Origin of the sequence: Halomonas sp. KO116 (genome assembly GCF_000734975.2) — a bacterium.
Classification (GTDB): Bacteria; Pseudomonadota; Gammaproteobacteria; order Pseudomonadales; family Halomonadaceae; genus Vreelandella; species Vreelandella glaciei.
Map to the genome: position 1 here is coordinate 3,792,729 of NZ_CP011052.1, position 26,351 is coordinate 3,819,079.

General features: G+C 51.0%; 28 protein-coding genes and 3 pseudogenes. 17 read left to right on the top strand and 14 right to left on the bottom strand.

Translation table 11 applies throughout. The features are described 5' to 3' along the window. Positions 1–105: 105 nt before the first annotated feature. On the top strand, positions 106–990 hold the full coding sequence (locus KO116_RS17290; RefSeq protein WP_035563744.1) for a LysR family transcriptional regulator: 885 nt from the start codon (positions 106–108) through the stop codon (positions 988–990). Between the two features lie 219 nt (positions 991–1,209). Here the strand turns inward: KO116_RS17290 and KO116_RS25905 are convergent. Continuing rightward, positions 1,210–1,341 (bottom strand): annotated as a pseudogene (locus KO116_RS25905) (GMP synthase (glutamine-hydrolyzing)); the annotation flags it as partial. Positions 1,342–1,359: 18 nt separating this feature from the next. Between KO116_RS25905 and KO116_RS26100 the strand changes: the two are divergent. The 4 genes and pseudogenes from KO116_RS26100 (at position 1,360) to KO116_RS26340 (ending at position 2,462) form a co-directional block, all read left to right on the top strand. After that, positions 1,360–1,518, top strand: coding sequence for a transposase (locus KO116_RS26100; RefSeq protein WP_082072633.1), 159 nt, complete (start codon positions 1,360–1,362; stop codon positions 1,516–1,518). Then, positions 1,500–1,685, top strand: coding sequence for a transposase (locus tag KO116_RS26335; protein WP_052703797.1), 186 nt, complete (start codon positions 1,500–1,502; stop codon positions 1,683–1,685). The genes KO116_RS26100 and KO116_RS26335 overlap by 19 nt, the downstream gene beginning before the upstream one ends. Beyond that, positions 1,651–2,001 (top strand): annotated as a pseudogene (locus tag KO116_RS25910) (IS30 family transposase); the annotation flags it as partial. The gene KO116_RS26335 and the pseudogene KO116_RS25910, both read left to right, overlap by 35 nt. 305 nt (positions 2,002–2,306) lie before the next feature. Further along, entirely contained in the window at positions 2,307–2,462 is a 156-nt protein-coding gene (locus tag KO116_RS26340; RefSeq protein ID WP_442905768.1) for a type II toxin-antitoxin system ParD family antitoxin, read from the top strand. A gap of 43 nt (positions 2,463–2,505) precedes the next feature. On the opposite strand, the gene KO116_RS17305 is transcribed toward KO116_RS26340, so the two are convergent. Together KO116_RS17305 and KO116_RS17310 are read right to left on the bottom strand one after the other, a co-directional pair. Then, a complete protein-coding gene (locus KO116_RS17305; protein WP_035563741.1) occupies positions 2,506–3,423 on the bottom strand; it encodes a nucleotidyl transferase AbiEii/AbiGii toxin family protein in 918 nt (305 codons plus the stop codon). Next, positions 3,413–4,234 (bottom strand): type IV toxin-antitoxin system AbiEi family antitoxin domain-containing protein, encoded by an 822-nt coding sequence (locus KO116_RS17310; RefSeq protein ID WP_035563738.1) that lies wholly within the window; start codon positions 4,232–4,234, stop codon positions 3,413–3,415. The genes KO116_RS17305 and KO116_RS17310 overlap by 11 nt, the downstream gene beginning before the upstream one ends. 306 nt (positions 4,235–4,540) lie before the next feature. Between KO116_RS17310 and KO116_RS17315 the strand changes: the two genes are divergently transcribed. Continuing rightward, the gene (locus KO116_RS17315; protein WP_035563736.1) at positions 4,541–4,915 is read left to right on the top strand and encodes a GFA family protein; all 375 of its coding nucleotides are present in this window, start codon (positions 4,541–4,543) and stop codon (positions 4,913–4,915) included. 40 nt (positions 4,916–4,955) lie between these two features. On the opposite strand, the gene KO116_RS17320 is transcribed toward KO116_RS17315, so the two are convergent. From KO116_RS17320 to KO116_RS24765, 3 genes are read right to left on the bottom strand one after another with little or no spacing between them, the layout of a single operon-like run. Next, positions 4,956–5,135 carry a hypothetical protein gene (locus tag KO116_RS17320; protein ID WP_235272417.1) on the bottom strand — a complete coding sequence of 60 codons (180 nt, stop codon included), beginning with the start codon at positions 5,133–5,135 and terminating at the stop codon, positions 4,956–4,958. Between the two features lie 37 nt (positions 5,136–5,172). After that, positions 5,173–5,697 carry a helix-turn-helix transcriptional regulator gene (locus tag KO116_RS17325; protein WP_035563734.1) on the bottom strand — a complete coding sequence of 175 codons (525 nt, stop codon included), beginning with the start codon at positions 5,695–5,697 and terminating at the stop codon, positions 5,173–5,175. Between the two features lie 3 nt (positions 5,698–5,700). Beyond that, the gene (locus KO116_RS24765) at positions 5,701–5,970 is read right to left on the bottom strand and encodes a hypothetical protein (RefSeq protein ID WP_082072634.1); all 270 of its coding nucleotides are present in this window, start codon (positions 5,968–5,970) and stop codon (positions 5,701–5,703) included. Between the two features lie 386 nt (positions 5,971–6,356). Here KO116_RS24765 and KO116_RS17330 point away from each other — a divergent pair, with 386 nt between their 5' ends. Then, positions 6,357–6,665 carry a hypothetical protein gene (locus tag KO116_RS17330; protein ID WP_035563731.1) on the top strand — a complete coding sequence of 103 codons (309 nt, stop codon included), beginning with the start codon at positions 6,357–6,359 and terminating at the stop codon, positions 6,663–6,665. A 168-nt stretch (positions 6,666–6,833) separates the two neighbouring features. On the opposite strand, the gene KO116_RS17335 is transcribed toward KO116_RS17330, so the two are convergent. Further along, positions 6,834–7,742, bottom strand: a complete 909-nt coding sequence (locus tag KO116_RS17335; protein ID WP_035563729.1) for a LysR substrate-binding domain-containing protein — start codon at positions 7,740–7,742, stop codon at positions 6,834–6,836. A gap of 93 nt (positions 7,743–7,835) precedes the next feature. Between KO116_RS17335 and KO116_RS17340 the strand changes: the two genes are divergently transcribed. Beyond that, positions 7,836–8,756: a DMT family transporter gene (locus tag KO116_RS17340; RefSeq protein ID WP_035563726.1), complete on the top strand. Its 921-nt coding sequence runs from the start codon at positions 7,836–7,838 to the stop codon at positions 8,754–8,756. Positions 8,757–8,844: 88 nt separating this feature from the next. Here KO116_RS17340 and KO116_RS17345 read toward each other — a convergent pair whose 3' ends face one another. After that, positions 8,845–9,345 (bottom strand): Lrp/AsnC family transcriptional regulator, encoded by a 501-nt coding sequence (locus KO116_RS17345; protein ID WP_035563724.1) that lies wholly within the window; start codon positions 9,343–9,345, stop codon positions 8,845–8,847. 88 nt (positions 9,346–9,433) lie between these two features. On the opposite strand from KO116_RS17345, the gene KO116_RS17350 reads away from it, so the two are divergent. After that, positions 9,434–10,606, top strand: coding sequence for an MFS transporter (locus KO116_RS17350; RefSeq protein WP_035563720.1), 1,173 nt, complete (start codon positions 9,434–9,436; stop codon positions 10,604–10,606). Positions 10,607–10,696: 90 nt separating this feature from the next. Here the strand turns inward: KO116_RS17350 and KO116_RS17355 are convergent, their stop codons facing one another. Together KO116_RS17355 and KO116_RS17360 are read right to left on the bottom strand one after the other, a co-directional pair. Further along, a complete protein-coding gene (locus KO116_RS17355; RefSeq protein ID WP_035563717.1) occupies positions 10,697–11,647 on the bottom strand; it encodes a DUF808 domain-containing protein in 951 nt (316 codons plus the stop codon). Between the two features lie 276 nt (positions 11,648–11,923). After that, positions 11,924–12,574, bottom strand: a complete 651-nt coding sequence (locus KO116_RS17360; protein WP_035563715.1) for a TetR/AcrR family transcriptional regulator — start codon at positions 12,572–12,574, stop codon at positions 11,924–11,926. A 121-nt stretch (positions 12,575–12,695) separates the two neighbouring features. Between KO116_RS17360 and KO116_RS17365 the strand changes: the two genes are divergently transcribed. After that, positions 12,696–13,616: an NmrA family NAD(P)-binding protein gene (locus KO116_RS17365; protein WP_035563712.1), complete on the top strand. Its 921-nt coding sequence runs from the start codon at positions 12,696–12,698 to the stop codon at positions 13,614–13,616. Beyond that, positions 13,613–13,834, top strand: a complete 222-nt coding sequence (locus KO116_RS17370) for an epoxide hydrolase N-terminal domain-containing protein (RefSeq protein WP_035563709.1) — start codon at positions 13,613–13,615, stop codon at positions 13,832–13,834. Before KO116_RS17365 ends, KO116_RS17370 begins: the two co-directional genes overlap by 4 nt. Positions 13,835–14,249: 415 nt before the next feature. Here the strand turns inward: KO116_RS17370 and KO116_RS25330 are convergent, their stop codons facing one another. The 3 genes from KO116_RS25330 to KO116_RS17380 all read right to left on the bottom strand — a co-directional run bounded on the left by KO116_RS25330 (position 14,250) and on the right by KO116_RS17380 (position 17,448). Continuing rightward, a complete protein-coding gene (locus tag KO116_RS25330; protein ID WP_158414219.1) occupies positions 14,250–14,390 on the bottom strand; it encodes a hypothetical protein in 141 nt (46 codons plus the stop codon). Positions 14,391–14,767: 377 nt separating this feature from the next. Continuing rightward, the gene (locus tag KO116_RS17375; RefSeq protein WP_045812073.1) at positions 14,768–16,129 is read right to left on the bottom strand and encodes an IS1380 family transposase; all 1,362 of its coding nucleotides are present in this window, start codon (positions 16,127–16,129) and stop codon (positions 14,768–14,770) included. Positions 16,130–16,569: 440 nt separating this feature from the next. Next, positions 16,570–17,448: a LysR substrate-binding domain-containing protein gene (locus tag KO116_RS17380; protein WP_035564334.1), complete on the bottom strand. Its 879-nt coding sequence runs from the start codon at positions 17,446–17,448 to the stop codon at positions 16,570–16,572. Positions 17,449–18,035: 587 nt separating this feature from the next. Here KO116_RS17380 and KO116_RS17385 point away from each other — a divergent pair. The 6 genes and pseudogenes from KO116_RS17385 to KO116_RS17415 all read left to right on the top strand — a co-directional run bounded on the left by KO116_RS17385 (position 18,036) and on the right by KO116_RS17415 (position 24,398). Continuing rightward, positions 18,036–19,241 (top strand): MFS transporter, encoded by a 1,206-nt coding sequence (locus tag KO116_RS17385; protein WP_158414220.1) that lies wholly within the window; start codon positions 18,036–18,038, stop codon positions 19,239–19,241. A 241-nt stretch (positions 19,242–19,482) separates the two neighbouring features. After that, positions 19,483–20,232: a fatty acid desaturase family protein gene (locus tag KO116_RS24770; RefSeq protein WP_082072636.1), complete on the top strand. Its 750-nt coding sequence runs from the start codon at positions 19,483–19,485 to the stop codon at positions 20,230–20,232. Positions 20,233–20,416: 184 nt separating this feature from the next. After that, positions 20,417–20,980 (top strand): pyridoxamine 5'-phosphate oxidase family protein, encoded by a 564-nt coding sequence (locus KO116_RS17395; RefSeq protein WP_035564336.1) that lies wholly within the window; start codon positions 20,417–20,419, stop codon positions 20,978–20,980. Between the two features lie 32 nt (positions 20,981–21,012). Continuing rightward, the gene (locus KO116_RS17400) at positions 21,013–22,305 is read left to right on the top strand and encodes a SidA/IucD/PvdA family monooxygenase (protein ID WP_158414221.1); all 1,293 of its coding nucleotides are present in this window, start codon (positions 21,013–21,015) and stop codon (positions 22,303–22,305) included. 225 nt (positions 22,306–22,530) lie between these two features. Continuing rightward, positions 22,531–23,190: a cyclase family protein gene (locus KO116_RS17405; RefSeq protein ID WP_035564340.1), complete on the top strand. Its 660-nt coding sequence runs from the start codon at positions 22,531–22,533 to the stop codon at positions 23,188–23,190. 83 nt (positions 23,191–23,273) lie between these two features. Continuing rightward, positions 23,274–24,398 (top strand): annotated as a pseudogene (locus KO116_RS17415) (IS3 family transposase). Positions 24,399–24,421: 23 nt separating this feature from the next. Here KO116_RS17415 and KO116_RS17420 read toward each other — a convergent pair. Then, positions 24,422–26,305: a hypothetical protein gene (locus KO116_RS17420; protein ID WP_035564342.1), complete on the bottom strand. Its 1,884-nt coding sequence runs from the start codon at positions 26,303–26,305 to the stop codon at positions 24,422–24,424. Positions 26,306–26,351 lie beyond the last annotated feature (46 nt).

Genomic DNA, 26,351 nt, shown 5'->3' on the forward strand with positions numbered 1-26,351 from the left:
TTTTGGGATATCCAGCGCGCCAGGCTGTTGATCGAATTATGGTTGCCCCCTTGACGGAATGGCAGATATGATTCGGTGATAACATTTATTCCTACCAGGAATTACATGGATCGATTGCAGGCAATGATCGTCTTCGTGCGTGTGCTAGAAGCCGGTTCTTTTTCAGGCGCTGCCCGCGTGCTTGGCGTTGGGCAGCCGGCGGTGTCCAAAACCGTGGCTCAGCTGGAGCAGCGGCTGAACGTGAAGCTCTTGCTGCGCTCTACGCACGGGCTGACGCCGACCGAAGCGGGTTTGCGCTTCTACGAACGGGCGCGCCTGGCGATACAAGAAGCGGACGAGGCCGAACTGGCCGCGCGGGGCGCTGGTGGGGGACTATCCGGTCGGCTGCGAATCTCGGCCGCCCCCACCTTCGCGCGCCTGCATGTCATTCCTCACTTGCCACAATTCCTTGAGGCACATCCCGGACTCGACGTGGACGTGGTGCTGGACGACCGGATGATTGATCTGATCGCTGAAGGGATCGACATCTCGTTGAGACTGGGAAAGCTGGCCGATACCTGCGCCGTGGCGCGCAAACTGGCCTCTTCGCGCTGCTCGGTGCTGGCGACTGCCGAATACTTGACGCAAAAGGGGAGACCGCAGGTTCCCGCCGATCTGGCCGACCACGAAACGATCGTCTACACCCAATTGGACAACGTGTGGAAGTTCCGTCGCGAGGGGACCGAGGTATCCGTTATGATCCATGGACGAGCACGCTTCAGCGCCGCTGAAGGTATCCGCGCCGCCGTGCTCGCTGATATGGGTCTAACCATTGCCTCGGACTGGATGTTCGCTCCTGAGCTGGCCAATAATCGTGTGCTCCGCCTGCTGGAGAGTTGGTCGCTGCCTGACACTGACCTATGGGCAGTATTTCCCACGGGACGCCTTGCCACAGCCAAGGCACGTTTATTCGCCAAGTTTGTGGAGAGCGTTATGAAAGAAAGCCATTGAGTTGACATTGATGCCTCCACAATGGCCTTTAATCTTAAATACAGCTCCTGCTCTACAGGGAAGCTTGTAGCTAATGTCATGCCCTGCCCGGGATTCCGGTCTGGCTTAAGATGCTTTTTTTCCGAATTCTGAGACGACATCGCCTCGGATCCAGTGCTCTATCCTAGGCAGCAAGCGGAGACCTTTGCCCGTATTGACTTCATTATCATGAACGAACCTACTAACGTCATAAATCATCCGCGAACCCCTCCAACTCATTGATAACCGGTTGAAAACTTTCTCCAGTAGCTCATAGGGCAGGTGCGCCCAGCGGGCGGTCATGAAGTCGATGGTCTCTACCGCGCGTAGTCGCCAGCCTTCCTCAGCGGCGTGACCGAGTACCTTCCCCAGGCCGAGGTCACGGTCGACTGGTTCCATATTGTGCAGACCTTCACCAAGCGGCTGGACGATGTACGCAAGAAAGAGCGCCGTGAGCAAGGACACCCCAAGTCGCTGCGCTGGGCACTACTGTGGACAACGAGAACCTGACACCCAAACAGCTAGCGGCGCTCCAGGCGTTAGCGGCTGATCAGAGCGCCACTGCCGATGCCTGGGTGATCAAGGAAAAGCTACGCTGGATCCAGAAGGCTCCGACACCTAGGGCGGCTCAATGGCGCATCACGCCGAGGGGCAGTGCATACCATTACTTTAGATAACGAGTCGGAATTCGCGGAGCACAGGCAAGTGGCCAAGGCCGTCTCGGCCAAGACCTCTTTTTGCGACCTGTAACGCTCATGCCAACGTGGTACCAACGAAAACACCAATGGACTGATGCGCCAATATTTCCCAAAAGGGACTGACTTCCGAAACGTGTCCGATACAGAGCTACGAAGCGTCGTCAATAAGCTGAACGATAGACCAAGAAAGCGGCTAGGATTCCGAACCCCAGCTCAGGTGTTCTTAGGAGAACACAGGGCAGTCCAGTATAAGGCCTGGAGGTGTCTACGAAACCCAGGGCGATTCAATCAGTAGTCGACGACACAGAAACCCACAGCAATAGCAGCAGAATGTTCTTTCCAATTAATTGTAGAGAAACAGATTCGTCCCAGGCCAGTGTCGCTGTTCCCAGACATACATTAGATGATCGCCCGGCCCATTCAGCTCATATTATGAGCCGATTATGGCTTCTATTCGGCTCGTGGGCTCATCAGCGGACTTGTTGGTAAAGAAGAGTGGGTTAAACAGTAGAAATGCTCAGTAGACCGCACCAGTTAGGCCTCTTGCCTTTCTTGTCAGCCATATCCATATTTATTACTTTTGAACACGGGAAGCATTCTATGACGTCAACAAGTCTTAGCTTGGAAAAACGCAAAAGCAAACTTGAGGCGCTACGTACACATCTAGCTCAAGGTACCAGACAAGCTAGAGCTGATGAATTCGTGGACGATTTCTCGATGGATGCATTAATCAACGACTTAGATAGTGAAGCGTGATGCCCACATTCCATATCACACCGAGGGCGCCGCTCCGATCTACCTACCCTAGCAACACTTCCAGCTTTCTCCGTTGCTCAGCATGCTTGGCGGCATTTTCGTTTTTCAGTTTTTCCAGATTGATAAGCTTCCAGCGTACGGCAGGCAGATCCGCCGCCCGAGGGCGATCAATAGCATCAAAATCGGGCGTACCGTCATGCAGGCTCATTAGGAATCGCTTGGTGCTCTCATCGAAGCGTGACTGAATATCTGCAACCAATCGTTTACGTGTGTTCAAGAGTTCTTCGAGGCTGACTGAGGCTCTCGTCATTCCCTCAAATTCTTGGGTATAAGGCTTATCAAGGTCGATTGGGTTCGGATTCAGCAGCTCATGGGCGGGCCGCGACGAACTCGCGATATAGATCAGAAAGGTGCGAAACAGATTATCCGTTAGGCCCTCGTTATCGTAGAGCATCTTTACGTCGTAAAGATCGCGCGGATGCTGACGATCGACGGCTGCGTGCAACTTGCCGCCGAACAGATCTTCGAAGGAGACAATCTGCATCTCTGCATAGCCAAACTCATCCTCAACAGCTTCGGAGACGGAAAGCGTTTCAGGCTCATGAACGACACCGCGTGTGACTGGAGAGGTTTCGATCTTGATCTCGACACCACCCATGCGAGCAAGAAGACGAGTGGCACCACCGCCGCCGCCCTTTATACGTTGTGTTTTGGAACCCACGATACCGCATTCAATGGCCCCCGTAATGCGATCCATCGCGTTGTTGATCTCGGAAAGGCTATCGTTTCGATCTTTCACCGGCAGGTAGGTCAGGTCGATATCGACTGACAAACGCGGAAGATCACGATAGAACAGGTTTATCGCCGTGCCGCCCTTAAGCGCGAATACATCTTCCTTAGCCACATGTGGAAGAATACGCACAAGGAGCGCGACTTGTGCTTCATAGGTTTCACGCGCCATCATCTGCCTCCGCCGTTACAAACTCTTTAGGCACCATAATCCGATAAAGTGGATGTATCTTCCCCCCTTTTACCAGTGCACGGTCGCCACTCCCAAGATTGAACTCTGCAGGATCGAGGCGCTTGCGCCAGGGGTGGTCATGGCGATCCGCAAAGACAAAGAACAACCGCTTGACCTTGATCTTCTTACAACTGTGCAGCAACGCCGACAGTACTTTCGGCCGCAGTGTCGTTAAGCTCTCGAACACCATATCAAGGTTATGAAAACTCTCATGGTCGGGCAACTCGTCCATGGCTTCCATAATCGCCCGTTCAGGTGCCGACATCTTAAGCGTCCAGTCCCATGGCAGCGTGTCTTCGGCGTTGATGTTGTCCCTGGCCAACCCAAGTGATAGGTCGGCGAATAGCGAGGTGCTGCGGGTCTCGACTGTTGCGTTTAGTGGCAGTTTGCTTAGCCAGTTGGGTGTGGCGGCGCCATATACCCAGACAGAGGCATTGCTACCCAAACGCAGATAGTGGTCGTAGCCTTGTTGGGCAAGTGCCGTTGTACCGCCGACATGGATGTCATAGCGCATTATATGCTGCATGGAGAGCAGGCAGGTTTTCCAATCGATGGTGGCCGACGTTATTGCATTCGGCGCGGGGCGTCGAAAGACGCCGCGGTTAACGCGCTCCAGCCAGCCGTTATCGACGTATTTGCGAGCAAGGAAACGGCTTACACCGTGGCGTTCAAGCCATGCGGTGTCGACCATGAATCCTGAAGGTATGGCTTCAAGCACCTTCTTTAGCTTTTCTTCTTTAAGTGTACTCATGGTTCACAAATTAGCGCTTAACTAAATACTCTGCCATGAATTTCTTTAACAACATCAAATTTTGTGTACTTTTAGTTCACAAAACATCTATTTTTTAAAGAATCACGGGGAGACGATTTACCAGCTTAAGGCTCGCGCCTGCTTGTAGTCACGATACGACTGGATTCCGGGAGCGCAGAGAAAATCCGACTCCTGCAACAGTTCAATTTACGTCAGTTTGCTGGCATCAAATACATACGATACGGCAGCAAGACAAAACCGAAAGTGCCACCTACTTTGAACGTATGAATCTTCTGGAGATTGGCAATGGAGCAACTAACAGGTGGCTGTCTCTGCGGTAAGATCCGAATCGTGGCCAATGGCGAGCCGCTCCGGGTAGGTATTTGCCACTGTATGGATTGCCGCAAGCATCACGGGGCGCTTTTCTACGCGGCGGCGGATTACCCAAAGCAAGCTGTCATTATCGAAGGCGAGCCGCACAGTTATCAGGGGCGCCACTTTTGTCCGGTATGTGGCTCTTCGGTTTTTTCAGTTAGCGAGGAAGAAATCGAAATACACCTTGGCGCCCTTGATTCACCCAATCAACTGAAACCGACGTATGAGCTTTGGAATATTCGCCGCGAGCATTGGCTACCGCCATTTCCAAACGTGGAGCGATACGAACGAGATCGGGAGGTTTGAGCAGGTTCAAGGGCTGCCGCTTAGGTCAGAAGGCAATCGATCAGCGCTGACCTTCAGTGCGCAGCTTTGCCACTTCATCTAACGCCAAGCCTGTCGCTTCAGCAATCTGCTCATCACTCAGCACTCCCAGCTTGAGCAGATTACGAGCTGTTTTTTCAATACCCAGCTTTTCGCCTTCCTGGCGTTCTTGCTGTGCCCAATTTTCCAAATTTTCTGCCAATATGTCTTTATTCTCCACCAAACTATTGAACTGTTGGCTACGCGGTCAGCAACTCCATTTCCTCGCGGCTACGAACCGGATGGCGGATCGCCTCTTTGGCTATATTTACTTCTAATGCTACTTTCGCAATCTCCAGCACGCCAACATCAATTTGGTAACCCCCTCGGGTCATCAACCAGTCAAGCACCTCCGCCAGGTGCCAGATTGAGGCACTGCCTTCGTGAACCGGCACAGGAAACGTCGCTCGGTGGGTGAGCATCAGCTTTCGCATTGCCTGTCGGGATACGCCCACAACGTCTGCTACATCCGTCAGGCCAACAAGATCCGGCGAAGCCTCGATCAGCCGCGCGGAAGGGATCGCTTTTTTTACGTCAACCAGGGCACTGTGAACCGCTTCCGCGGCGCTGCCCGCTTCACGAGAGAATTCCAGCGCCAAGCGGCCCGGCTGCCCCACGCCCACCAGAGCATCATCGCAACCGGCAGCCCCCAAACGCTCCACTAGCGCATCTAGGTCGGAGTCACTATCAGCCAGTTGGTATTTCAGCGTAAAAACATATTCCATTCTTCAATCCTCCGGCTCCGCTTCGTCTCGATGCTTGTGGGTCGAGCACTTGTCCACCACTCTCCGAATTGCCCGGGCGTGGCTGCCGGGATTTTTCGGTGTACTCCACACGCTCGCGATACAAAACTCACCGCAGCGGCATTCATCATCATTATAGGGACAGTAAATCTTGCCCCAGGCGTGACTACCGCCGACTTCAACTCGCCAGCCCTCCGCTTCCGCATGTTTGAGGGCAGTTTCGATCTCTTTTTTCGGATGTGATGGACGAGTCATTATTTGCCTCTGAGTATGAAGCCCCCTTCAATGGTTGTCAATTGACAACCATTGAAACAGCAATTCATATGCTTGCCGACGTTCATCTAAATAGATAGACCCAAGTGTCTCTTTTAACTCCCTAATAAAAATTTAAGAAAGAATATCAGTAGGTGCAACACTTAACCTGACGCTGGGGGCTTTCATGAGCATCGTGCTGGGGCGATGGGTGTCCGGAATCAGTGAACCACTACATAAAGCAATTTAGTGTCGTAAGGTTGGCGCGGATCCTTGTGCCAACCAACTACTCGCCAACCAATGAAATTGGCTGGGCAAAAAGTTATTATCCAGCTAAATAATTTTTCTACCGAGTTCATGCACTTTTATATCCTCTCACTGGACACGCTATGCATAACCTATGGATTCCCGTCGTCGCCATTTTAGCCGTTGCGGGTCTAGTATTCGGCAGCCAGGCCTACTCCGAGTTCCAGCGTGATGCCCACATCGCCGCGACTATATCGGAACGCCTCAACAGTCAGACACCCGCTGAAATCTCGCACCTGAAGCAAGTCAACAAGGGCTATGGAGTGTGCGGCGACTATGCACTTTCACGCGCCGAGTCCGGCCACTTCTACTACAATAGCGCCACCAAGCACCTAGCGTTGGGCACCGATGCTCCGCTGTATCACGACAACTGCGAGGGCGTCTCTGAATGACGCCTTAGGCTTTGTACGAAAAGTCGGCGTGCGAAGGTCAAACAAGACAAAAACGGTGAAAAGACGGATCGAACTCGCGTGCGAGTTTACGTGGTGTAAATGAGTGCGTTGAGCCGATTGTTAACACCGTAGGGTCGAGCGCAGCCAGTTTTCAGACAGAGCCTAGCGCTATTGTTCACCCAACACCTCACGCAGCCAACCCAATAACGCTTCGCTGCCTGGGCGTTGGGGCGCGCCCTGGCGTGTGTATAGGGCGATGGCATCGTGCTGGGGTAAGCTCTCTGTCACCGGGCGGATCAGTTCGCCATTTTCAATTAAGCGTTGCGTTGTGCGCCGCCATCCCAAGGCGACACCGTGCCCCGCGACAGCCGCTTGCAGTAGCAGTGGATAACTATCGAACACAGCACTCTCCGCTGCTGCGATATCAAAGTGCCCCATGGCACGCAACCAGCCATCCCACTCCAGCCAATCCGGCGGTTCCGCGTGGTGGTGCAGCAGTCGATGGTTAAGTAACGCATTGAGACTCATCGGCGTGGAGGCACCGCTCAGGTAAGCTGGGCTGCAAACGGGAAATATCTCGTCCTCGGCGGTAAACACCAATCGATGGCTGCCGCTGGGCCGACCGTTGGTTTGCAGCGCAATGTCGAAGCGGCCACTAAATTCGGTAATCGGCCTTGTCGAGGTCGCCAGCTGTATCTCAATCTCAGGATAGCGACGATTGAAGTCAGCCAGCTGTGGCATCAGCCAATAGAACGCTTCGCATAACTGGCAGAACATTACGACGCGCTTATCGTCCGGGTCGCCACGCAGCCCCTGAGCCCCCGTGGCAATACTTTCCAGCGCCTGGGAAACCGTACGACCAAACTCACGCCCCTCACGGGTAAGAAATACCCCACGATTACGACGCTCGAAAAGCATCACGCCCAGATCTTCCTCCAGCGCACGGATCTGTCGGCTGATAGCCGCCTGGGTCAGGTGGAGCTCATCCGCCGCGCGCGAAAAGCTTTCAAGCCTGGCGGCAGCCTCGAAGGGGCGCAGCGTCGCCAGCGGCGGAAGAGACTTGATGAAGTTATCCATAATCTGAGCTCATGCATGGTGACGCAGAAGTCGTTTGAAGCACTGCTAGCGGCAGCGGCATTCTAGAGCGGAATTCAACTCTGGAACGCTGCAATGAAGGCTCCCCCTGAACACGAAGATAATATCCTACAGGGCATAAGCCTTATCGTGGGGGCTGTCTTTCTGCTGGCGTTGACCGATGCTCTGGTTAAGTATATGAGTGCCAGTATGTCGCTATGGCAACTCTATGTCATCGGGTCATCAGTATCGCTGCCGATACTGTTAGGGTTGATCATTGGCCATTCAGGTCCCCGCCCCAAGGTAAAATCACGCCGCTGGGTGGCGATAAGAAGCCTGCTGCTGTTGCTGATGTGGATCGCCTACTACGCAGCACTGCCGCTGATTCCGCTTTCGGTGGCGGCGGTAGCCATTTACACCACGCCGCTATTTATTGCCGTGCTGGCTGCTTTTGGGGCAGGCGAGCATCTTTCGCGCCAGGCCTGGCTGGGCATCCTCTGCGGTTTCCTGGGCGTGGTGGTGGTGTTGCGCCCTGGCGGCGACGCCTTCACCCCTGCCACACTGCTACCCGTGCTTGCCGCCCTCTTTTATGCGCTAGCCATGCTGGTCACTCGCCACCACTGCCAAAGAGAACACCCCTTACTTCTCACCCTGGGATTAAATCTAGCCTTCCTGACGGCAGGCACTCTCTTTAGTGTGCTGGTCGCAATCAACAGCACAGCAACACTTGCCGAACGCGCGCCATTCCTGTTCGCCGGTTGGCAACCGCTAGACGCCAAAGCGTTATTGATCGTGGGCGCCTACGCCCTACTGCTGATCATAGTGAATACCGGGGTGGCCAGGGCCTATCAAATCGCCCCTTCAGCGTTGATCGGCACCTTTGATTACGCCTACCTCATCTTTGCCAGCCTATGGGGCTTCCTGCTATTCAGCGAAGTGCCCGATGGCATGACCTGGTTAGGTATGGGCATGATCTTACTCGCAGGGGTGATGGTGTTGCGGCAACGGCAGGCCTGACGCCTATATTTCGCAGTACAAAGAAAAGGAAACGCGAGCATCCCTTCTGGCTCGCCGCCCCCTTCCATCATGCTATCGAGCGGGCTACCTAATCTGGCGATGGGCCTCTTTCCAGGAAGGTTGAAAGCGCAATGTAGCTGCGAACAGACCTGACCCCTTCCAGGCTTTGAATTTCCATCAGAAAGTCCTCAAGCGATTCGGTGTTAGCCGCACGTACTTTAATAAGCACACAGCCATCTCCTGCCACGGTGTGCAGCTCTTCTACTTCGGGTCTATCGGCAAAGGTCAGTAATTTGCGCGTGGCACTGTAGCTACTGGTATCAACCAGTAGGAAGGTCAGCAGCGTTCGGCCAAGCTTGCAGCCGTCGAGAATGGCGACGGTGCCCTTGATGACCCCATCACGCTTAAGCCTTTTTACACGGTCATGCACAGCGGGGGCGGAGAGGTGCACGATTTTGCTGAGTTCTGCGTAGCTACGCGACGCATCTTCAGCGAGCGCGCCTAATATTTTTCGGTCAATTGAATCAAGTTCAGCCGGATGATGCTTTATCTGCCGAATAGCATCTGTTTCTTTATCTGACGGCACCATTATCGTTTTAACTCCGAATATTATTTTCAATAAAATAAATATAGCCGAACCACATTCGATTGAAAATATCATATACGGAGACACTATTATGCCATTAGCACTTTTCGCGTTAGCGATTGGCGCATTCGGTATCGGAATGACGGAATTCGTCGTCGCTGGCATCCTTCCCCAAATCGCCAGGGACTTCGGCGTCGATATACCCACGTCAGGTTTAATGGCCACCACCTACGCGTTAGGCGTGTTCGTAGGTGCGCCCATCCTGACGATTCTAGGCGCCAAGGTGCCACGTAAAACGATGCTGATTAGCCTCGCTCTCATCTTCACGCTAGGGAATGTGATCACGGCAGTGGCGCCGACGCTCCCCATCGCGCTGGCGGGCCGTATTTTAACGGCGTTCAACCACGGCACTTTCTTCGGCATGGGCTCCATCATCGCCGCCTCGCTGGTCGCGAAAGACCGTCAAGCAAGTGCCATCGCCTTCATGTTCTCCGGGCTAACGATGGCCAACCTATTCGGCGTTCCTGCTGGCACCTGGCTCGCGCAAGCCTACAGCTGGCGGCTAGTGTTTTGGTTGATCGCCGGGATCGGTCTTATCACCGTCATCAGCATCGCGCTGCTAGTGCCTCCCATCAAAGCGGGCAAGGCCATCGCCTTGAAGAGCGAACTACGTGCCTTCGCAGACCCACAGGTGCTGCTCGCCATGGGCATTACCGTCTTCGGCCCTGCCGCCTTCTTTACCTCTATTACCTACATCGCCCCAATGATGGTCGAAGAGGCAGGTTTTACCGACATCGGTGTGGCAAAACTGATGGTTCTGTTCGGGCTGGGTCTGGCGGTTGGTAACTGGATAGGCGGTCGCTTTGCTGACCGTTCACTTTTCGGAACGCTGTTTGTGACCCTTGCCGCGCAGGCGGCGGTACTTTTCGTCTTCTGGCTGGGCGTTGGGAACAGCGTTGTGGCCTCGGCCTCTGTCTTCCTTATGGCCGCCTTTGGCTTCGCCACCGTCTCCCCGATCCAGAAACTGGTGATGGATCGTGCCAGCCAAGCAGGCGCGCCCACCATGGCAGCGTCCGTGAACATCGGTATGTTCAACCTGGGTAATGCAATTGGCGCATGGGTGGGTGGCGCGACGATTGCCGCCGGGTTCGGTTTGGCCTCTCCGAACTGGGCGGGCGCCATCCTTTCGCTGATCGCTTTAGGCTTGGCTGTCATTGCCTGGGCGAGCGCCGGTCAGCAATATTCAGCGGCGTTGGCAGAGTAAGGTCACGGGACATACCCTCCCCTATCTCACAAAAATGCCCGCCTTGATGGCGGGCATTTAGATGCCTGATACTTACTTCGCGGCGCGCACCTATTCAGCATGCGCCTTCTTGGTGGGAATGAGGTGCAGCGCCCCCACCACTACCGAGCCCACCAAAAAGCCAATCACCGCAGAGCACAGCGTATTGAAGCTCCAGCCCAGCGTGCCGCCCAAGGCACCGGTGGCCTCGCTAATGCCTAGCTCAATATGGTGTACCCACTCATAGGGCGCGTTGAACCAACCCGTGCCATCGGCACCCAGGTTGACCATCAGGATATGCCCACCTACCCAGAGCATGGCGACGGTGCCCACGACCGAAATGGTCGCTAGCACTTTGGGCATGGCCGTCACCAGACCACGGCCCAGGGTCTGCATGCTCGAACTATCCCGCTGGGCGAGCTTCAGGCCGATATCATCCATCCTGATCAACAGCGCGACCACGCCATACACCAAAATAGTGATGAAAAACGCGACCACCACCAGGCTAGCCAGCTGTGACCAGAATCCCTGATGGGAGACTGTGGCCAACGCGATCACCATGATTTCAGCAGACAGAATCAGGTCGGTACGAATGGCGCCACTTACGATCTTTTTCTCGGCTTCCGGCCCCTGCTCTACCGCTGGCTTTTCGTCGTCATGCTTGCCGGAAAGCTTGTGCCAGACTTTCTCCGCGCCCTCAAAAGCCAGGTAGGTGCCGCCTATCATCAAGATGATCGGCAATAGCGCAGGCAAAAAGTGATTCAGCAGCAGCGCCACCGGCAGGATAAAAATCAGCTTGTTGCGGATAGAGCCCAGCGCGATCTGCTTCACAAGCGACAGTTCACGCTCCGCTGCCACCCCCTGCAGATATTGCGGCGTCACCGCCGTATCATCCACCACCACCCCGGCCGCCTTCGCCGTCGCACGCCCAGCGGCGGCACTCACATCGTCCAGTGATGCTGCGGTCAACTTCGCCAATGCGGCAATGTCATCCAGTAATCCTATCAAGCCGCCTATGGCCATGAGTGACTCCTCCGTGAATAACAGTTGCAGATAGTAAAGCACAGAGTGGCTTGAGCGGAGCGGCTCTTTTTGCCCCACGGGCACCCGCCGACAATTTATTGTTTGTGATTTTCCGTTAAGGCATTTGAGTCATGACGCTAACCAGTATCAGCAGAGGCTCACAGCCTTGATACTCATAAAAAAAATGCCTTTAGGCGCGTCTTAGTTTTCCCGCTCTTGAGTGCTGAGGAACAACCTGATCTTGAGCCAGCGGCTGCTTCCTTCTTTACGCCAAACCTATTCGTGATTTTCCTTGATTTGCAATAAACCAGCAGCCTGAACCAGCTTCAATCCCCACTCCACTCGCTCGGGAATGGCTCGAATCAGCTGCGCCCGATCTTCGCCTAACAGTGCTCGAAGCTGATGGGGAGCGAACACCAAGTCGATGAATTGACTGGCCAGCTCGTCAGGGTCCATCGGTTGGTCTGGACCTGCCAAAATGGCCGAGCGGACACGAACGAATCCCCCTTCCCACCCAATGCGGTTCACTTCTGCAGCCAGAACCGGGGCGCGGATAGAGGTAGCTATGACCAAGCGCATCATCGCCAACGTATGGGGTTGCAGCGCGTGCTCTAGAATACCTTGCCCCACATGCCGCAGGCGGCCTTTCAGCGGGAGCGAGGGAGTTGCTTCGGCGGGCACCAACAAGGTGGCGACGTGGCGCCGTACAACCGCTTCGAATAGCGCTTCTTTATTGGCGTAACGGGCATAGAGGGTGGCTTTGCTTGCACTGGCATCGTAGGCGATGGCTTCGCATGAGGTGGCTTCGAAACCATTGGTCAAAAAGTTCTTCAGCGCAGAATCCAGCAATCGACGCTCCACCTCGCCCGCTTGGCTCTGCTTGGGCCTGCCGCCTTTGGATTTGGTCTTGCTCTTGGTCAACGTCATGGTTCGCAACTTACCAATGTCTTGCTTGTGCGTCAACTAAACGGTAACGTTCAGTTCAGTTAAATCAAAAACGGATAGCCATCGTTTTACCCACTCAAATCAACTAACCAATAGGTGCTTCGTGGATCACACAACTGCTTTACCCATTGCGGTGGCCGGCGCTACAGGAGATTTGGGGTACCGCGTAGTCCAGGCACTGACAGCGCGCGGTGCCCATGTGATAGCGCTGGTTCGGCCAGGCACTGAGCAAGCCCGGTTAACTGGCCTGCGCAACAGCAGCATTACGATCAAAGCCGTTTCACTGGATGACGCTCAGGGCCTGCGCCATGCCCTTGTCGGCTCGGGTTGCGTGGTGTCTACGCTTAATGGCTTGGAGGAGGTCATCATTGAGCAGCAAGGTAGACTGCTGGAGGCCACGGTAGCGGCCGGGGTACCCAGGTTCATTCCATCGGATTACTCACTCGACTACACCCGCACCCGCCCCGGCGACAACCGCAACATGGACCTGCGCCGACGCTTTGCCGACAAGCTCGATGCGGCTGACATCAAAGCTACTTCCATTCTCAACGGCGGGTTTCTGGAGCTGCTGGAAGGCGACGCCCCTATCGTGCTGCCGGGGCGCCGAGTGCTGCATTTTGGCGATGCGCAGCAGCCACTTGACTTCACGGCTAAGGACGACGTGGCCGCTTTTACCGCTGATGCCGCGCTCGATTCTCACACGCCGCGTTTTCTGCGCATTGCCGGTAACAGCCTGTCACCTGCGCAAATCGCCAACACTCTGACGGAGCTGACTCAGCAGCATTACCGAACCTTGCGCCCTGGTAATATCGGGACGCTGTCCGCCCTTATCAGCGTAGTGCGCGCGCTAACGCCTGCGAGTAAAAACCCCTTTCCCGCTTGGCAAGGCATGCAATACCTGCGCGATATGATGAGTGGCCGCGGCAAGCTGCTCAACTTGGATAACGATCGCTATGGCCCACGGGAATGGGCTTCCGTCCGCAACACACTGGCCCATACTCATGTGCAAGGAATCAAACGATGAGTAACCTTATCGAGCCCTTCCCCCTTCACATTCCCCAAGCGCAACTCGATGATCTGGCCCAGCGCCTAGTGCAAACCCGGTGGCCAGACCCGGAAACGGTATGCGACAACAGCCAAGGGCCGCAGCTCGAAAGTCTTCGCGCTTTGGTAGAGCCAGGCAGCTTATTGTTTAAGAATGCACCAGATTCAGTGGCATGCCTCAGCGGCTCACCCTACTAAGGTACTTGAATCGTTTTTAATGGTACGAACAACATACTGGATCAGTGCATCCAGCGTAGGCAGAAGAACGGATTCATCCCACTCAAAATGCGACCAGATGCGCAGTTCCCAGATATACATGAGCCGATTGCTCCGCCTATTCAGCTCATATTATGAGCCGATTACGGTTTATATTCGGCTCATGGGCTAGTAAGAGGAGTTCTTAGAAAAGAAGGTGAATGGGCTCAGTAGTGCAAAAAAAATTGAGCGTATCCGCAGTTGTTGCAAATACTTGGGGCACTACTGACTCACGTCAAAGAGGCTATTCATTACTAAGTATGAACTATTACATCAAGCTCTTTCATGGCATGGCAAATATCTGCCATAATCAGCATCCAAATACAGAAAGGGCAGTCACTTGGAGTGCCCTTTCGTTTTATGCGTAAAGCTGGAATACGGAAATGAAAGCGGGGAAGAGCTTACCTTCAATGCGCAGCGCAGCCACTTCATCCAGCGTCAAGCCTGTCGCTTCAGCAATTTGCTCGTCACTAAGCACCCCAGCTTGAGCAGAGTACAAACTGCTTTCTCACCTCCCTACTTCTCGCCTTTAGCAATACCCAGCTTTTCGCCATCCTGAATGCCTACTTGATATTCTTGCTGTGCCCAGTTTTCTAAATTTTTTGCCAACTTGTCTTTGTTCTCCACCAAACTGGTGAGCTGATTCCTGAATCCGTGAAGCCGGCGCCGACACTTTCCCTATCACCGCCAGCGAGCACTTTTTGATCATTCGCCCCGTGCAAGTTGGCTTTCGCAAGCCCGTTATTGCCAAAACCCACCGTGCTGATCGGTGCTGACGGCCCGTTTTGTCATGCCTTTCCACCCGCCAGGCACGACATATCTGGCGATCGCGTGTCGCTTGGAACTGCTTGTGGATAGAGTGTCGCCGATTGACGGTCAGCATGGCGTTCCTCGTGGATAACGCAGTCGGCTCCGCAGCGTCTTGAGCACCGTCATGCGCCCGATATCCTGCCCGAAGTCGAGGATGATCTGCCGTGCCTTGTGAATCACGAGAGCCGCACGGTGCACCAGCTCTTGTAGCACGGTGCGCAGCCGGCGCCGCTTGGCCGGGTGGCGAACCGGGCTCAGCTCGCCGGTCATGCCCAGCTGTCCCATCAGGCGCAGGATGTTGTAGGCCAACTGGGCGAGATGCAGGATCAGATCGTTGGTGGCGAACTTGCCGGACGGCAAGCGCTCCAGGTCGAGATCGGTCTTGATCTCGCTGTGAAACTGCTCATGGGTGGCATGCGCCTGGTAGCGCTTGATCACCGCCTCCGGCGCCTCGTCCAGGCTGGTCCACCAGCCTTCCAACTCATAGTCCGGTTCGAGCAGCAACTGGCCATCGCGATCGGCGGTGCGCTCTACCAGGCGCATCACGCGTTGGACGACGTATTCGGTCTTGTTGTCGTCGTGGATCGAGACGGTCTGCAGCCACAGCGCCTGGCGCTTGCCAGGACGCAGCTCTTCCCAGTAGTCCGCCGCCACCGCCAGCCAGGTATCTCGATCAGCCGTGGCCGAGCCGCGCGGGTTCCATTTGACGACATAGTCGAGCCGGCGCCCCTCGTCGGCAAAGACCTGGCGCTGCTGTTCGAGAAGCGCCAGGTGCGCCTGGCTGTCGAAGCCGCTGTCCTCGCGTAACAGGATCGGTTGCTTGGTCAGGCCTTGGGTGCGAGGCAGCACCCGCTCCAGGAAGGCGTTGCTCTCCTTCATGGTGTGCTGCTTGCCAGGCCGCAGTTCCAGACCCAGGCACCACCCTTCGTTGCCCAGATAGGCGGCGATCGGTGTGTAGCCATCGACCTTCTGGTAGGTCCGCGAGACGCCTTCCTTCTTCGAGTTGCTGTTGTCCATGACGAAGGTGTCGATGTCCAGGCAGACGTGCGTCGTCTCGGCGGTGATCGGTGCTTCGATCAGTGACAGCAGGGTCGTGGACCAGGTGGCGGTGCGCGCCTGCAGGTCGTTGGCGGCAAGTTTCTCCAGCCGCTGTCGCAGCGTCGCCGCGCTCGGCACCTTCTGCAGGGTCAGCAGTTGTTGGAAGGGCTTGTCGCGGCGGAAGTTCTCGACAGCGTCATAGTCGCTCATGCCCAGACACAGCAGGCCCAGGTAGCTCTTGATCACGTCACTGGTGCGCATGCCCAGCGTGGTGGGGAAGCGGCTGTCGATGCTGTCGACGCCAGCGATCTCGAAGCATTGCCCGATGATGGACAGCCCGGCGTGGCTGGTGAGGGTGCGGCGACTGGCGCGGAACTTGACGTTGGGCATGGCACTGTCTGGGTGAATGGCGATATTCGCTATATTGCCATGCAGTTCAGTAGGTTAGAAGCATTCCTGGGGGCCGGTCTCACGGATTCAGGTGATTGAGATCGACCTCATCCCCGAGTTGCTGCAATTGGCGTTTAAGCCAGCGGGTAAAAACTTTTTCCATACCAAACGCTAACATCTGAGAGAGGTGTATCGGTGACCTTGAAACGCAGTATTAATCTATTACAATAAAGGCCCTCAATGTAATCTGAAATAATGGCAATATCAGAAGACAAACTTGAGCTATCGAAGCTGAAGACATAGATCCCCACATAGGCGATGCAGCATGTCATAGATAGGGTCAGTAGAACACTCACCACATCAATGACCTTATTCCTCAGTTGTTTCTTAGGGAAGTCAAGCAAAAATATTATATATCAAATTTACTTTTCAGCATTCAACTAGCGGTTGGCAAGCAGCCACTTCTTGAAGGCGCTCACTACTGGACGATCCTGGTCTCCAAAACGGCAAACGAAATAAAGTCCGCGATCAAGTGCCACAGATATTTCATCAAGATGGAGAAGCCGACCAGCTTCTATATCTCGTTCCACAAGAAGCCTTCGCGCCAAGGCAACGCCTTGCTGTTCTATAGCTGCTTCCACTAGCACTGCGCTCTCAAAGTATTGAATACTATGCACACTGAGCCGACCAGGGTTAATGCCCGCCAATTCAGCCCATTTCTCCCATCCTTGATTGTATGCATCCCTAAGGAGCGGAAAGCGGATTATATCTTCAGGTGACATAGGCGTTTTTTCATTTTCAACTAACCGCGGCGAAGCAACTGCGATGAGCTCCTCGTCCGTAATTTTCTCGATGTACACCCCATTCCAGCTTGGTGTTCCAAAGCGAAGAGCTAGATCGATTTCCGACATTCCAAAATCTATCACTTTATCATCTGTTTCTAAAGAAAGTGTGACATCAGGATAAAGGGATTGAAAACTTGATAACTGAGGAACCAACCATTTAAGGGCCACGGCACTAGGCAAAGACACTTTCAATGACTTTGAGTTACGTGAACGATTTACTTCATCAACACCGTTTCGAAGTATAGCAAATGCGTAATGGGTGGAATTATAAAGATGTTCTCCCGCTTTAGTTAACTTCACCCCATAAGGAACGCGATAAAAAAGTGTTGTATTCAGAGACCCCTCAAGCAATTTTATCTGTCTACTAACGGCCCCATGAGTGATATTGAGCGCGTCAGCGGCTTTGCTAAAACTCGAATATTCAGCGACCTTGTCGAAAACCTCTATTGCTCTTAAGTGTTTAATATTATCCATAATAAACATCCTCAAATTCAATATAAAAGATTATTCAAAGTCCTTTTAACCAAAAATTATCACTTGGGAGATTCAGCTTTTAATTTCTACAGAGCACATTGAGACAGCATCCTGCTCACAGCGCTTATAACAAAATCAAAGCATCATCAAGCACCTCTCCAGCATAGCAAGTAGATCATTAATTGAATCAAAAAACTGTCGTAATACAATTTACGGCAATAACGTAGCCATGTCACTAAAAATTTAGCTGACAGCCTTAACACAACTTAAAACCCTTAGCCATTTAATATGTAAATCTTTATGAAACAGTTTCAATAAAAAGTATAAATATATAACACTTGGAATTATGCGGACCGCTCACACTATTATGATGCCCCCGTTCCTCAGCAGAGCTATAGCTAAAGCATTGAGCTAGAGCCATATCCAGTAGATCAAATTTTAATCGGGCCATTAAGTCTAATTTCTGTGTGAGTTTTCCTGACACAGCTCGGCTAAAAAATCGTTATTACGGAGGACTATTTTCGCTTAAGGTCAAATAAAGGGACTCGACTTAATCACAACGTACTGGATAGGAGTTTATGTTCATTATGAGAACAGAGACTGCAAGAAACGCTGTTACGTATACACCTTATGGAATGCTAGCGATCTTGTGGTTGGTTGGCTGGACACTTCGCGTTCCTATTTTAACGGCACCACCTCTGGCAACAAATATCGCCAACAGTTTCGGGCTTGGAGAAGCTAGTATAGGAGCACTAACAATGCTTCCCATAGTTGCAGTGGCTTTCGGAGCTATCCCTGCTGCCTGGATCATCACGAAATTTGGTCTTCGAGTAGCAATCGTCGGCGGGTTAATATGTGCTGGCGCCGCGTCTGTAGGACGAGGGCAAGTACCATCGGCTGAATTGCTATTTTTCGCCTCTGTGATAATGGGCTTGGGAATTGCGGTGTGTCAAACTGCATTACCTCTAGCAACGAGAACTTGGACCCCAACTCATCTAGCTCTCGGTAGCACGGTTTATCTCAACGGGATGATGGCAGGTGAGCTTTCGGCCGCAGGTTTGACAAGGCCCATTATTCTTCCACTTGCTAATTTCGACTGGCGAATAGCCCTTATCTTATGGGCCGTTCCGATCCTAATAGTAGCCATTCTCGTACTGCTCTCTAGGCCTGCAAATACTGACGATTCATCGAATCTCCCCGATAGGCAAAATCCATCTCCAGTAACATCCATTCCAAGCCTGCGTGATCGTCGCGTTTGGCAATACGGTATCTTGCTTGGAAGCTCTGTCTTGGCGTTTTTCATTATCAATGCGTATTCGGGATCAGTGCTTAACGCCAGAGGGGAGTCAGAAGCTCTCAGTGCATTGCTTCTGGCATACAATACTACCCCCCTACTCGCCTCACTCTGCCTATTACTCGTTCCCCATTGGATTGGTAAGCGTGCGCCAATTGCCATATCTGGTATTGCTGCGGTAATAGGCTTGTCAGGTTTCATCATATTCGACAGTTGGCTGTCGTGGATGTCGGCTTTGTTAGTGGGCTATGCGGCAACCGTTAAGACTATCCTTCTCATTTCTCTTCCACCAAAAATTGCGAATGGCACTGCGGTAACCCGATTAAGCGCCGGAATGACATTAATTGGTTTTAGCCTCGCATTTATAATTCCTTTAATTGGAGGTTGGATAGCAGACAAAACGGGCACGGTAGTAATAGCACTTTACCCTGCCCTTGCGTTCCTCATTATCGGATTAAGTGCATTAGGACGACACTCAGAATACCCACATTATAAATAGCAACAGAAGTTTTCGGAGCTTTAAAAACAACTATATAGAGAAATTATATCTTAAACATTATCAAATGAGAGGTAGTGCTATGACTATTGAAAAATCAATATCACATCGCGAACTAACATCTCGTTACAAGGGGAAGCATAGCGTAACTGTTTTCTGCATGAAAACAACAATTTGAGCGAGCCTTATTTTAATCGGCGGATTTTTAGCGCTGAGTGAAAGCCTGATAATAGCAATTTTAGGTATGCTTCTTCTAGGCGCAATGTTTGCCCATGGAGTTGAGATTCAACACCAAGTATTACATGGACAAGGTCTAAAAAATAAAGCTGCGCATGAAGCAATTGGAATACTGTTAGGCGCGCCAATGTTAGTTTCATATGCTAGCTATCAAGCAAGTCATTTGAAACACCATCGCTATCTCGGAACACATCAAAACACTGAATTTTTTGATTATGGAGATCAATATGGAGGTAGTTTATCGGCAAATATTGGAGTATGGCTTAATCGATTGCTCATGCCAGCACACTATGTGGAATTCGTCAAAGGCGTGCTGCGATCTTTCATAGGCAAAGACGACGGAGTCAATACGCCTAGAGTCAACAAAAGGATTCGCCGCGATCATCGCATTATATTCGGCTTGCTTGCGGGATCAATTGCTGCATCAATCATAATGAATAGCTCGGCAATTCTTTGGCTCTGGATAATTCCTCTACTTTTAGTAGCAACTCCAATTCATGCAATGATCGAGCTGCCAGAGCATTACAAGTGCAATACAGATACCACCGACGTCTTCGCAAATACGAGAACCATATCCGCATCACCTCTTCTTATATGGTTTACGAATAGCAACAACTTTCATGCCGAGCACCATATGCTGCCATCGTTACCCATCGACCGACTTGAAGAAGTTCACCACGATATTCGCGACAAAGTGATTTTCAGCCACCCTTCTTACAAAGATTTTTTTAAAAAACTATGGAAAGGACAGTTATAAAAAATTAACGTATTTTTTACATTATCAAACAGACTAAAACCCATCTCTTATCAACTCTTTAAAAACCTAGGATCCGCTTTAATACCATGAATAAAATTTAAATAGCATTAAAAATAATTCGAGAAGCTAAACTTTATTAACTAATTACCTTTCAATAGAAAAGATATAGATCTAAGGAGTATTTATGAGTTTTTATTCTCAAAAAAGCAGTATGCTTCAACAAAAATTTGGTACTAAACCACTTGCTGAAAAGCTGAAGACGTCACGTCGACATAGTGAATTATCTTATGAAGACAAGGAAATTATTAAAAATTCGGAGTTCTTTTTTCTTGCTACCACTACCGCTGACGGACAACCCGATTGTTCTATAAAAGGTGGCAACCCTGGATTCGTAGAAATATATAGCAAAAACAAAATTGGATTTAGAAATTATGATGGCAACGGAATGTTTAGAAGTTTAGGTAATATTTTGGAGAACTCTAAGGTTGGACTATTATTTATTCAGTTTTTCCCTGATAAAAAAAAGCTGCGAATAAACGGAAATGCTCATCTCGATTATGAAAAGTCTGGTCAACCAGATGAAATTTTAATTCTCATAGAAATAAGGGACATATTTCCAAATTGTCCACGATATCTGCCAGACCTCACAATTCACAAATCATCCCCATACAATCCAGCAGCAGGTTACACACCACCAGAACCAGCATGGAAATCAAAACCTGATCTGAAACCTTTTGTTAAATGGTAAAAATTAACATCTTAAAAATAACGGAGATAGAAATGTCGAACATATATGATTTTATCGCTATCGGTGCTGGCCCAGCGAACATTTCACTCGGCGCTCAAGCGGTTGAACGAGGGCTCCAACCTGGTAAAGACTTCATCATTCTCGAAAAAGACACTGAGGTCAGATGGCACCCAGGTATGTTGCTGCCAGGCTCACGACTGGATACCCACTTTGTTAAGGATCTGGTGGCAATGGTCAATCCAATGAGTAGGTTCACCTTCTTGAATTTCTTGGTTCAGCATAAACGTCTTGAAGATTTTCTAAATTGCGGGCGCTCCACGCCTTATCGTAGAGACTTCGATGAGTACCTACGCTGGGTAGCCAACGCGCTCGGCAATGGCATCCGGACGGGCTCCTGCGTATCTGAAATCAAGCAGGACGGAAGTGATCTATATCTAGTTAAATATTTGGCAAGAGATGGAAGTTTCCAAGAAGTGCGCACACGCGATGTTGTATTGGGAGTTGGTGGACAACCAAAATATCCTTTTGGGTTGAATGGAAGCGACTCTAGGATAATTCATTCGGCAGACTTTTTAACCAAAATAGCGAAACTTAAAGACTTTAAAGAGAATAATTCTGTTCTCGTCGTAGGTGCCGGCCAATCCGCTGCCGAACTTGTTAAATACTTGCTCGGTGCCACTAAAAACAGCATCGATGTAGCCATTAGCGACTTTGGCTTTGGCATCAAAGAAGGTACTTCCTTCATGAATGAAAGCTACAACGGAGAATTCGTCGACAGGTTCTTTGATATGCCAATAGAGACACGTAAATGGTTCGTAAATCAGCGTAAAAATATGAACTACGGAGTTGTCGATGAAGCCATCATCGATGGTCTTTATAATGACTACTATTATGATAAGCACTTCGAGCGCAGGTCTATTTCATTCTTGCAATTCTGTCGCGTAGTTAAGATAGAAGCCGAGCAAAACCAACCTATTCAAGTACAGTTTTTCAATCATGAGTCTGGGGAAAAATTTGCAAATCATTATAATTACGTTGTACTAGCAACTGGATATGAATTCAGTGAGCCCAGCAGACTACTACAAGATATTTATGCGAGCCTAGCTTTTGAGGACGATTCGTTTCTAATGGAGCGTGATTACTCAATTCAGCAGAAGCACGGAATCAGATCTGGGCGTGTTTACATGAACGGGAACGTATCTAAAACTCACGGGCCAGCGCAGGACGTCCTGTCAGTCATTGCTCATCGTTCAAGAGATATTCTGCAATCCATTATGAGCCGCACTCGAGTTAAAACGCGCGAGGCCGCGAAGGCTACTGGTTAAGCGCGTCCTAGAATGGCTAGCCTATCTAATTAAAATTGACTCCAAATAAGGGTTGGCCTACATGAACAATACGATTCCTTACAGCATGGGTTCTTGACTCGTGCATTTATCTAGTCGCTAAAGATTGATTTCAACTGGATTTAAATAAGGGGTGTTACTTCGACACTTTTAAATGCGAGCGTCTGCCACCCCATATTTAGGTCTCAATAACATGAGGAGAAGAATGTGAAAAAGCTTATCGATCTCAGTCATTCAATAATAAATGGGATGATCACCTATCCAGGCGTTACCCCACCGATAATCTGCGACTTTTTGTCTCGTGAAGCATCTAAATCTCTTTATGCAGACGGCGTGAGTTTCTGTATTAACCAAATCAACATGCCAGCGAATACGGGCACATATATTGATTCTCCATTCCACCGGTACGCGGACGGCATTGATCTAGCTCAACTCCCGCTCCATTCCGTTGCCAATTTGGAGGTAGTTGTTTGCAGACCATCTAAAAAACAAAGAGCTATCGGAGTCGAAAACTTTGAAGGCCTTGATGTTGCAGGCAAGGCAGTGCTCGTTGAAACTGGTTGGTCACAGCATTGGGGGACAGAACAATATAACCATGGACATCCTTATTTAACGAGTGAATCAGCTCTATACCTTAAGAATAACAAAGCCGCATTAGTAGGTATCGACTCCTTGAACATCGACGACACAGACGATCCAAGTCGCCCCGTCCATTCAGTCTTGCTTGGTTCTAACATCCCCATCGTAGAGCATATGTGCAACATAGGCGAGGTTCCGGACACTGGATCTATTTTTCACGCCGCCCCTGTCAAAATACAGGAATTTGGTACATTTCCAGTACGTGCGTACGCCGTCATTGAACCCTAGCGATTTTTTAAAGATGTGACGTCTTCCTCATACTGAGGAGCGCTACGCTTAAGAGTCCGACCCTATGGGTAAGGAGATTGGACATGAAGAAGCGTTTCAGCGAAGAGCAGATCATTGGTTTCCTGAGCAATGCCGAAGCGGGACTGCCCATCAAGAAGCTATGCCTAGGCACGGTTTCTCAAAAGCCAGTTACTATCTATGGCGCAGCAAGTACGGCGGAATGAGCGTACCGGATGCAAAGCGACTTAAAGAACTCGAAACTGAAAATACCCATTTAAAGAAGCTGCTCGCCAAGTCCCTACTGGAAATGGAGGTCACTCGCGAGGCGCTGAGAAAAAAGGGGTGAGCGCCCCTGCCCGCTAAAAGGGGGTACGTTTCATGATGTCACGGGGTTTGGGGGAGCGCCGAGCTCGGCGTGTCGTCCGTATGAGTGCCAGTGCGTTGCGCTATCAAGCGGCCCCTAATCGCAACAAGGCACTCCGTGAACGCATTGTTAGCTTGGCACATCGGCATCGTCGCTGTGGCGCTGGCATGGTCTACCTGAAGCTGCGTCAAGCCGGTGAACAGGGCAAATCATCAGCGTGTCAAGCACTTCTATGCCGCTGCTCGGCTTCAGGGAAAACGACGCAAGCGTAAGAAGGTTACTGCCTCTGAGGGAAAGCCATTGGGCCGCCTCTTGTGCCGCCAATCAGTTCTGGTCAATGTTTTTTGTGTTTGGCCTTACGGCAGACAGGCGCGTGATCGAGAATCTCACCGTTGTTGTCGACGATGCGGCCCATGAATCCGTGGCTATCGTGCCTGAACGTACCATTGGTGGTCTGGCTTTAACGCGGGTGTTGGATCATCTGGCTTTACAGCGCGGGCTACCTAACTCCATCCGTACGGATAATGTGAAGGAATTCTGTGGACGCACCATGCTGTCGTGAACTCATCTACGTGGCGTTGCACTGTTTTTAATCGAGCCTGGAAAACCCAATCAAAACGCCTATATAGAATCGTTCAACGGGCGCTTTCGAGATGAATATCTGAATGAACACTGGTTCACCAACCTGCATCACGCCAGGGCCATCATCGAAGCATGGCGACGAGAATATAACGAGGAAAGACCGAAGAAAGGACTGGGCGGGTTAACCCCTTCCGCCTATGCCAAGCAACTGGCATTAAAACACGATAAAGTAACGTCAGACTCTAAACCCGGATGCTACTGAGAAAGGGGTGACGTCGAAAGCAATCAAATAATTTTTGGAATACCGTTTTTTATAGCTATTTCAGCTATCTTCCACTCATGCCCTTCAGCATCTAACCCAACAGGGTATCTCCTAGGCATCGGCTCATCACCGATATATATGTCACAATACAACGACACATCATTCATACGGCCTGTCTTAGAATAATTGGTTGCGATTAGCTCATAACGACTATAGTGCCAATCGCTTATTTCAATGCTCTCCTGATCGGGACCACACATCGCATCTTTATCAAGTCGAGCGAATGGACTCACCTCCAATGCTCCTTTGTTCCGGTAGTCTACGGTATCTATCACTTGGCCATTAGAGTCGATCGCGCGCAGCATAAGGTCTATATCTTCTAAGCTGCGATCCCACACAAGCTGAATCTTACCCGGTAAACGATTCCGACTCTTCACCAAGCAAGCAGTTTCCTTTGGAACAGGTAATGCAAAAGTAGGGAAAAGAGCGCTTCGAATAGCTTTACTTATGACCTGCGTTTCAGCTTCTTGTAGTGGTGTGGCTCCTCCGATGAACTGGCTTTGTGCGTGCAACTCGGGAGCCAGGGATTGCATAAGTGTTGGCTCGTTTATCTCACCATGGTTTACAACGTGAACCACCGAATTTGGACAACTCCGAGCATAGTCAGCTGCAGCTGAGGTGAAATTAGAGGTATTACCTCTCAAATAGTGCTTACACTCAAGTACATAAACCGTCTGCTTATTTACTGATTGTGAGATATCGACCTGAAGCACACGGAAATCAGGCTGTATTCCTCTTTTACGTTTTGAGCTACTACCTACCAATGCGGATCTTAGCTCTGCCCAAACGTCAAACTGCTTGTTGTTCCAAGTGAATGAAGCTAAACGGCTACCGCCAAACTCAAATGACAACACTTCCGCTACAGGATGATAGTGCATGTCTGGAACTACTTGCTCCACTACTGAGAGCATCCTAGTACCGACCCACACCGAGTAAAGCTCATGCCTATATCGCCAAACAGGGAGGTTCAGAACATCGAGCAGATCCTCCACGGTCTGCTCCACCCAGTTATCCCCCCACTCAACTTCGCTTAGCACTCCAGATATACGATCTGTCGCATCCTCTGAGGATAACTGCCCAGAGTTCACTCGATTCGAAACATTCTTAATCCCATCTAAGACGCTATCATCCCAATAATCGTGAGCAGCAACCATCTGGCTATAGAACTCATCGTTTTCATTCATGACGTGAGCTGCGGCAACAACCTCGCTCCGGGTTTCACCAAAACCACGGCAGAGGTTTCTAAAACCGGACACAAGCTGGGCCACGCGGTCTAACTGCCTATCAAGCTCTTCACAACCAGTTGGGGTTATTACAGGGATGGGAGGAAAGCCATGAGGCCTACTGTCACAGCGAGGGCGGTCACCAAGTAGTGAGCAAAAAACTCCATCGATACGCCACATCAAATCATGATCGGGCAGCTTTGGCCGCTTTTGTAGAACGCGCTTCGTACGTAGCTCGATTTCCCTAAACTGCTCTAGTGTCATTCGAAGAGAGCCAGGCACGTTTTCAAACTTAAATTCTACACTCAACTGACAAGATGCCTGCTTAGCATCAGCTTTAATCAGGACATCCAATATATCCTGCATCATGCAACCAAAGCCTTCCTGGCTTTTCAAAACCTCGGTTAATAGCAACTCTGTACTTGTTTTTGGATTAGTCGAAGCTGCATCTACAGCCAACCAGGCCCCCAAAGACTTGGTGGATTTAGGCACGCCTAAAGCGGTTCGAAGTGAGTCTTCGACATCAGAGTCTCTGCCTTTTCGCCCAGCCTTCAATCTGAGCTCTAAGCCAGCTTTCGAGCAAAGACTATCCCACAAATCGGCAGCAGAACTAATTATCGCCATATATAAAAGTTCCCTGATATCACTTCTTAGAACGACACTTCAAAGA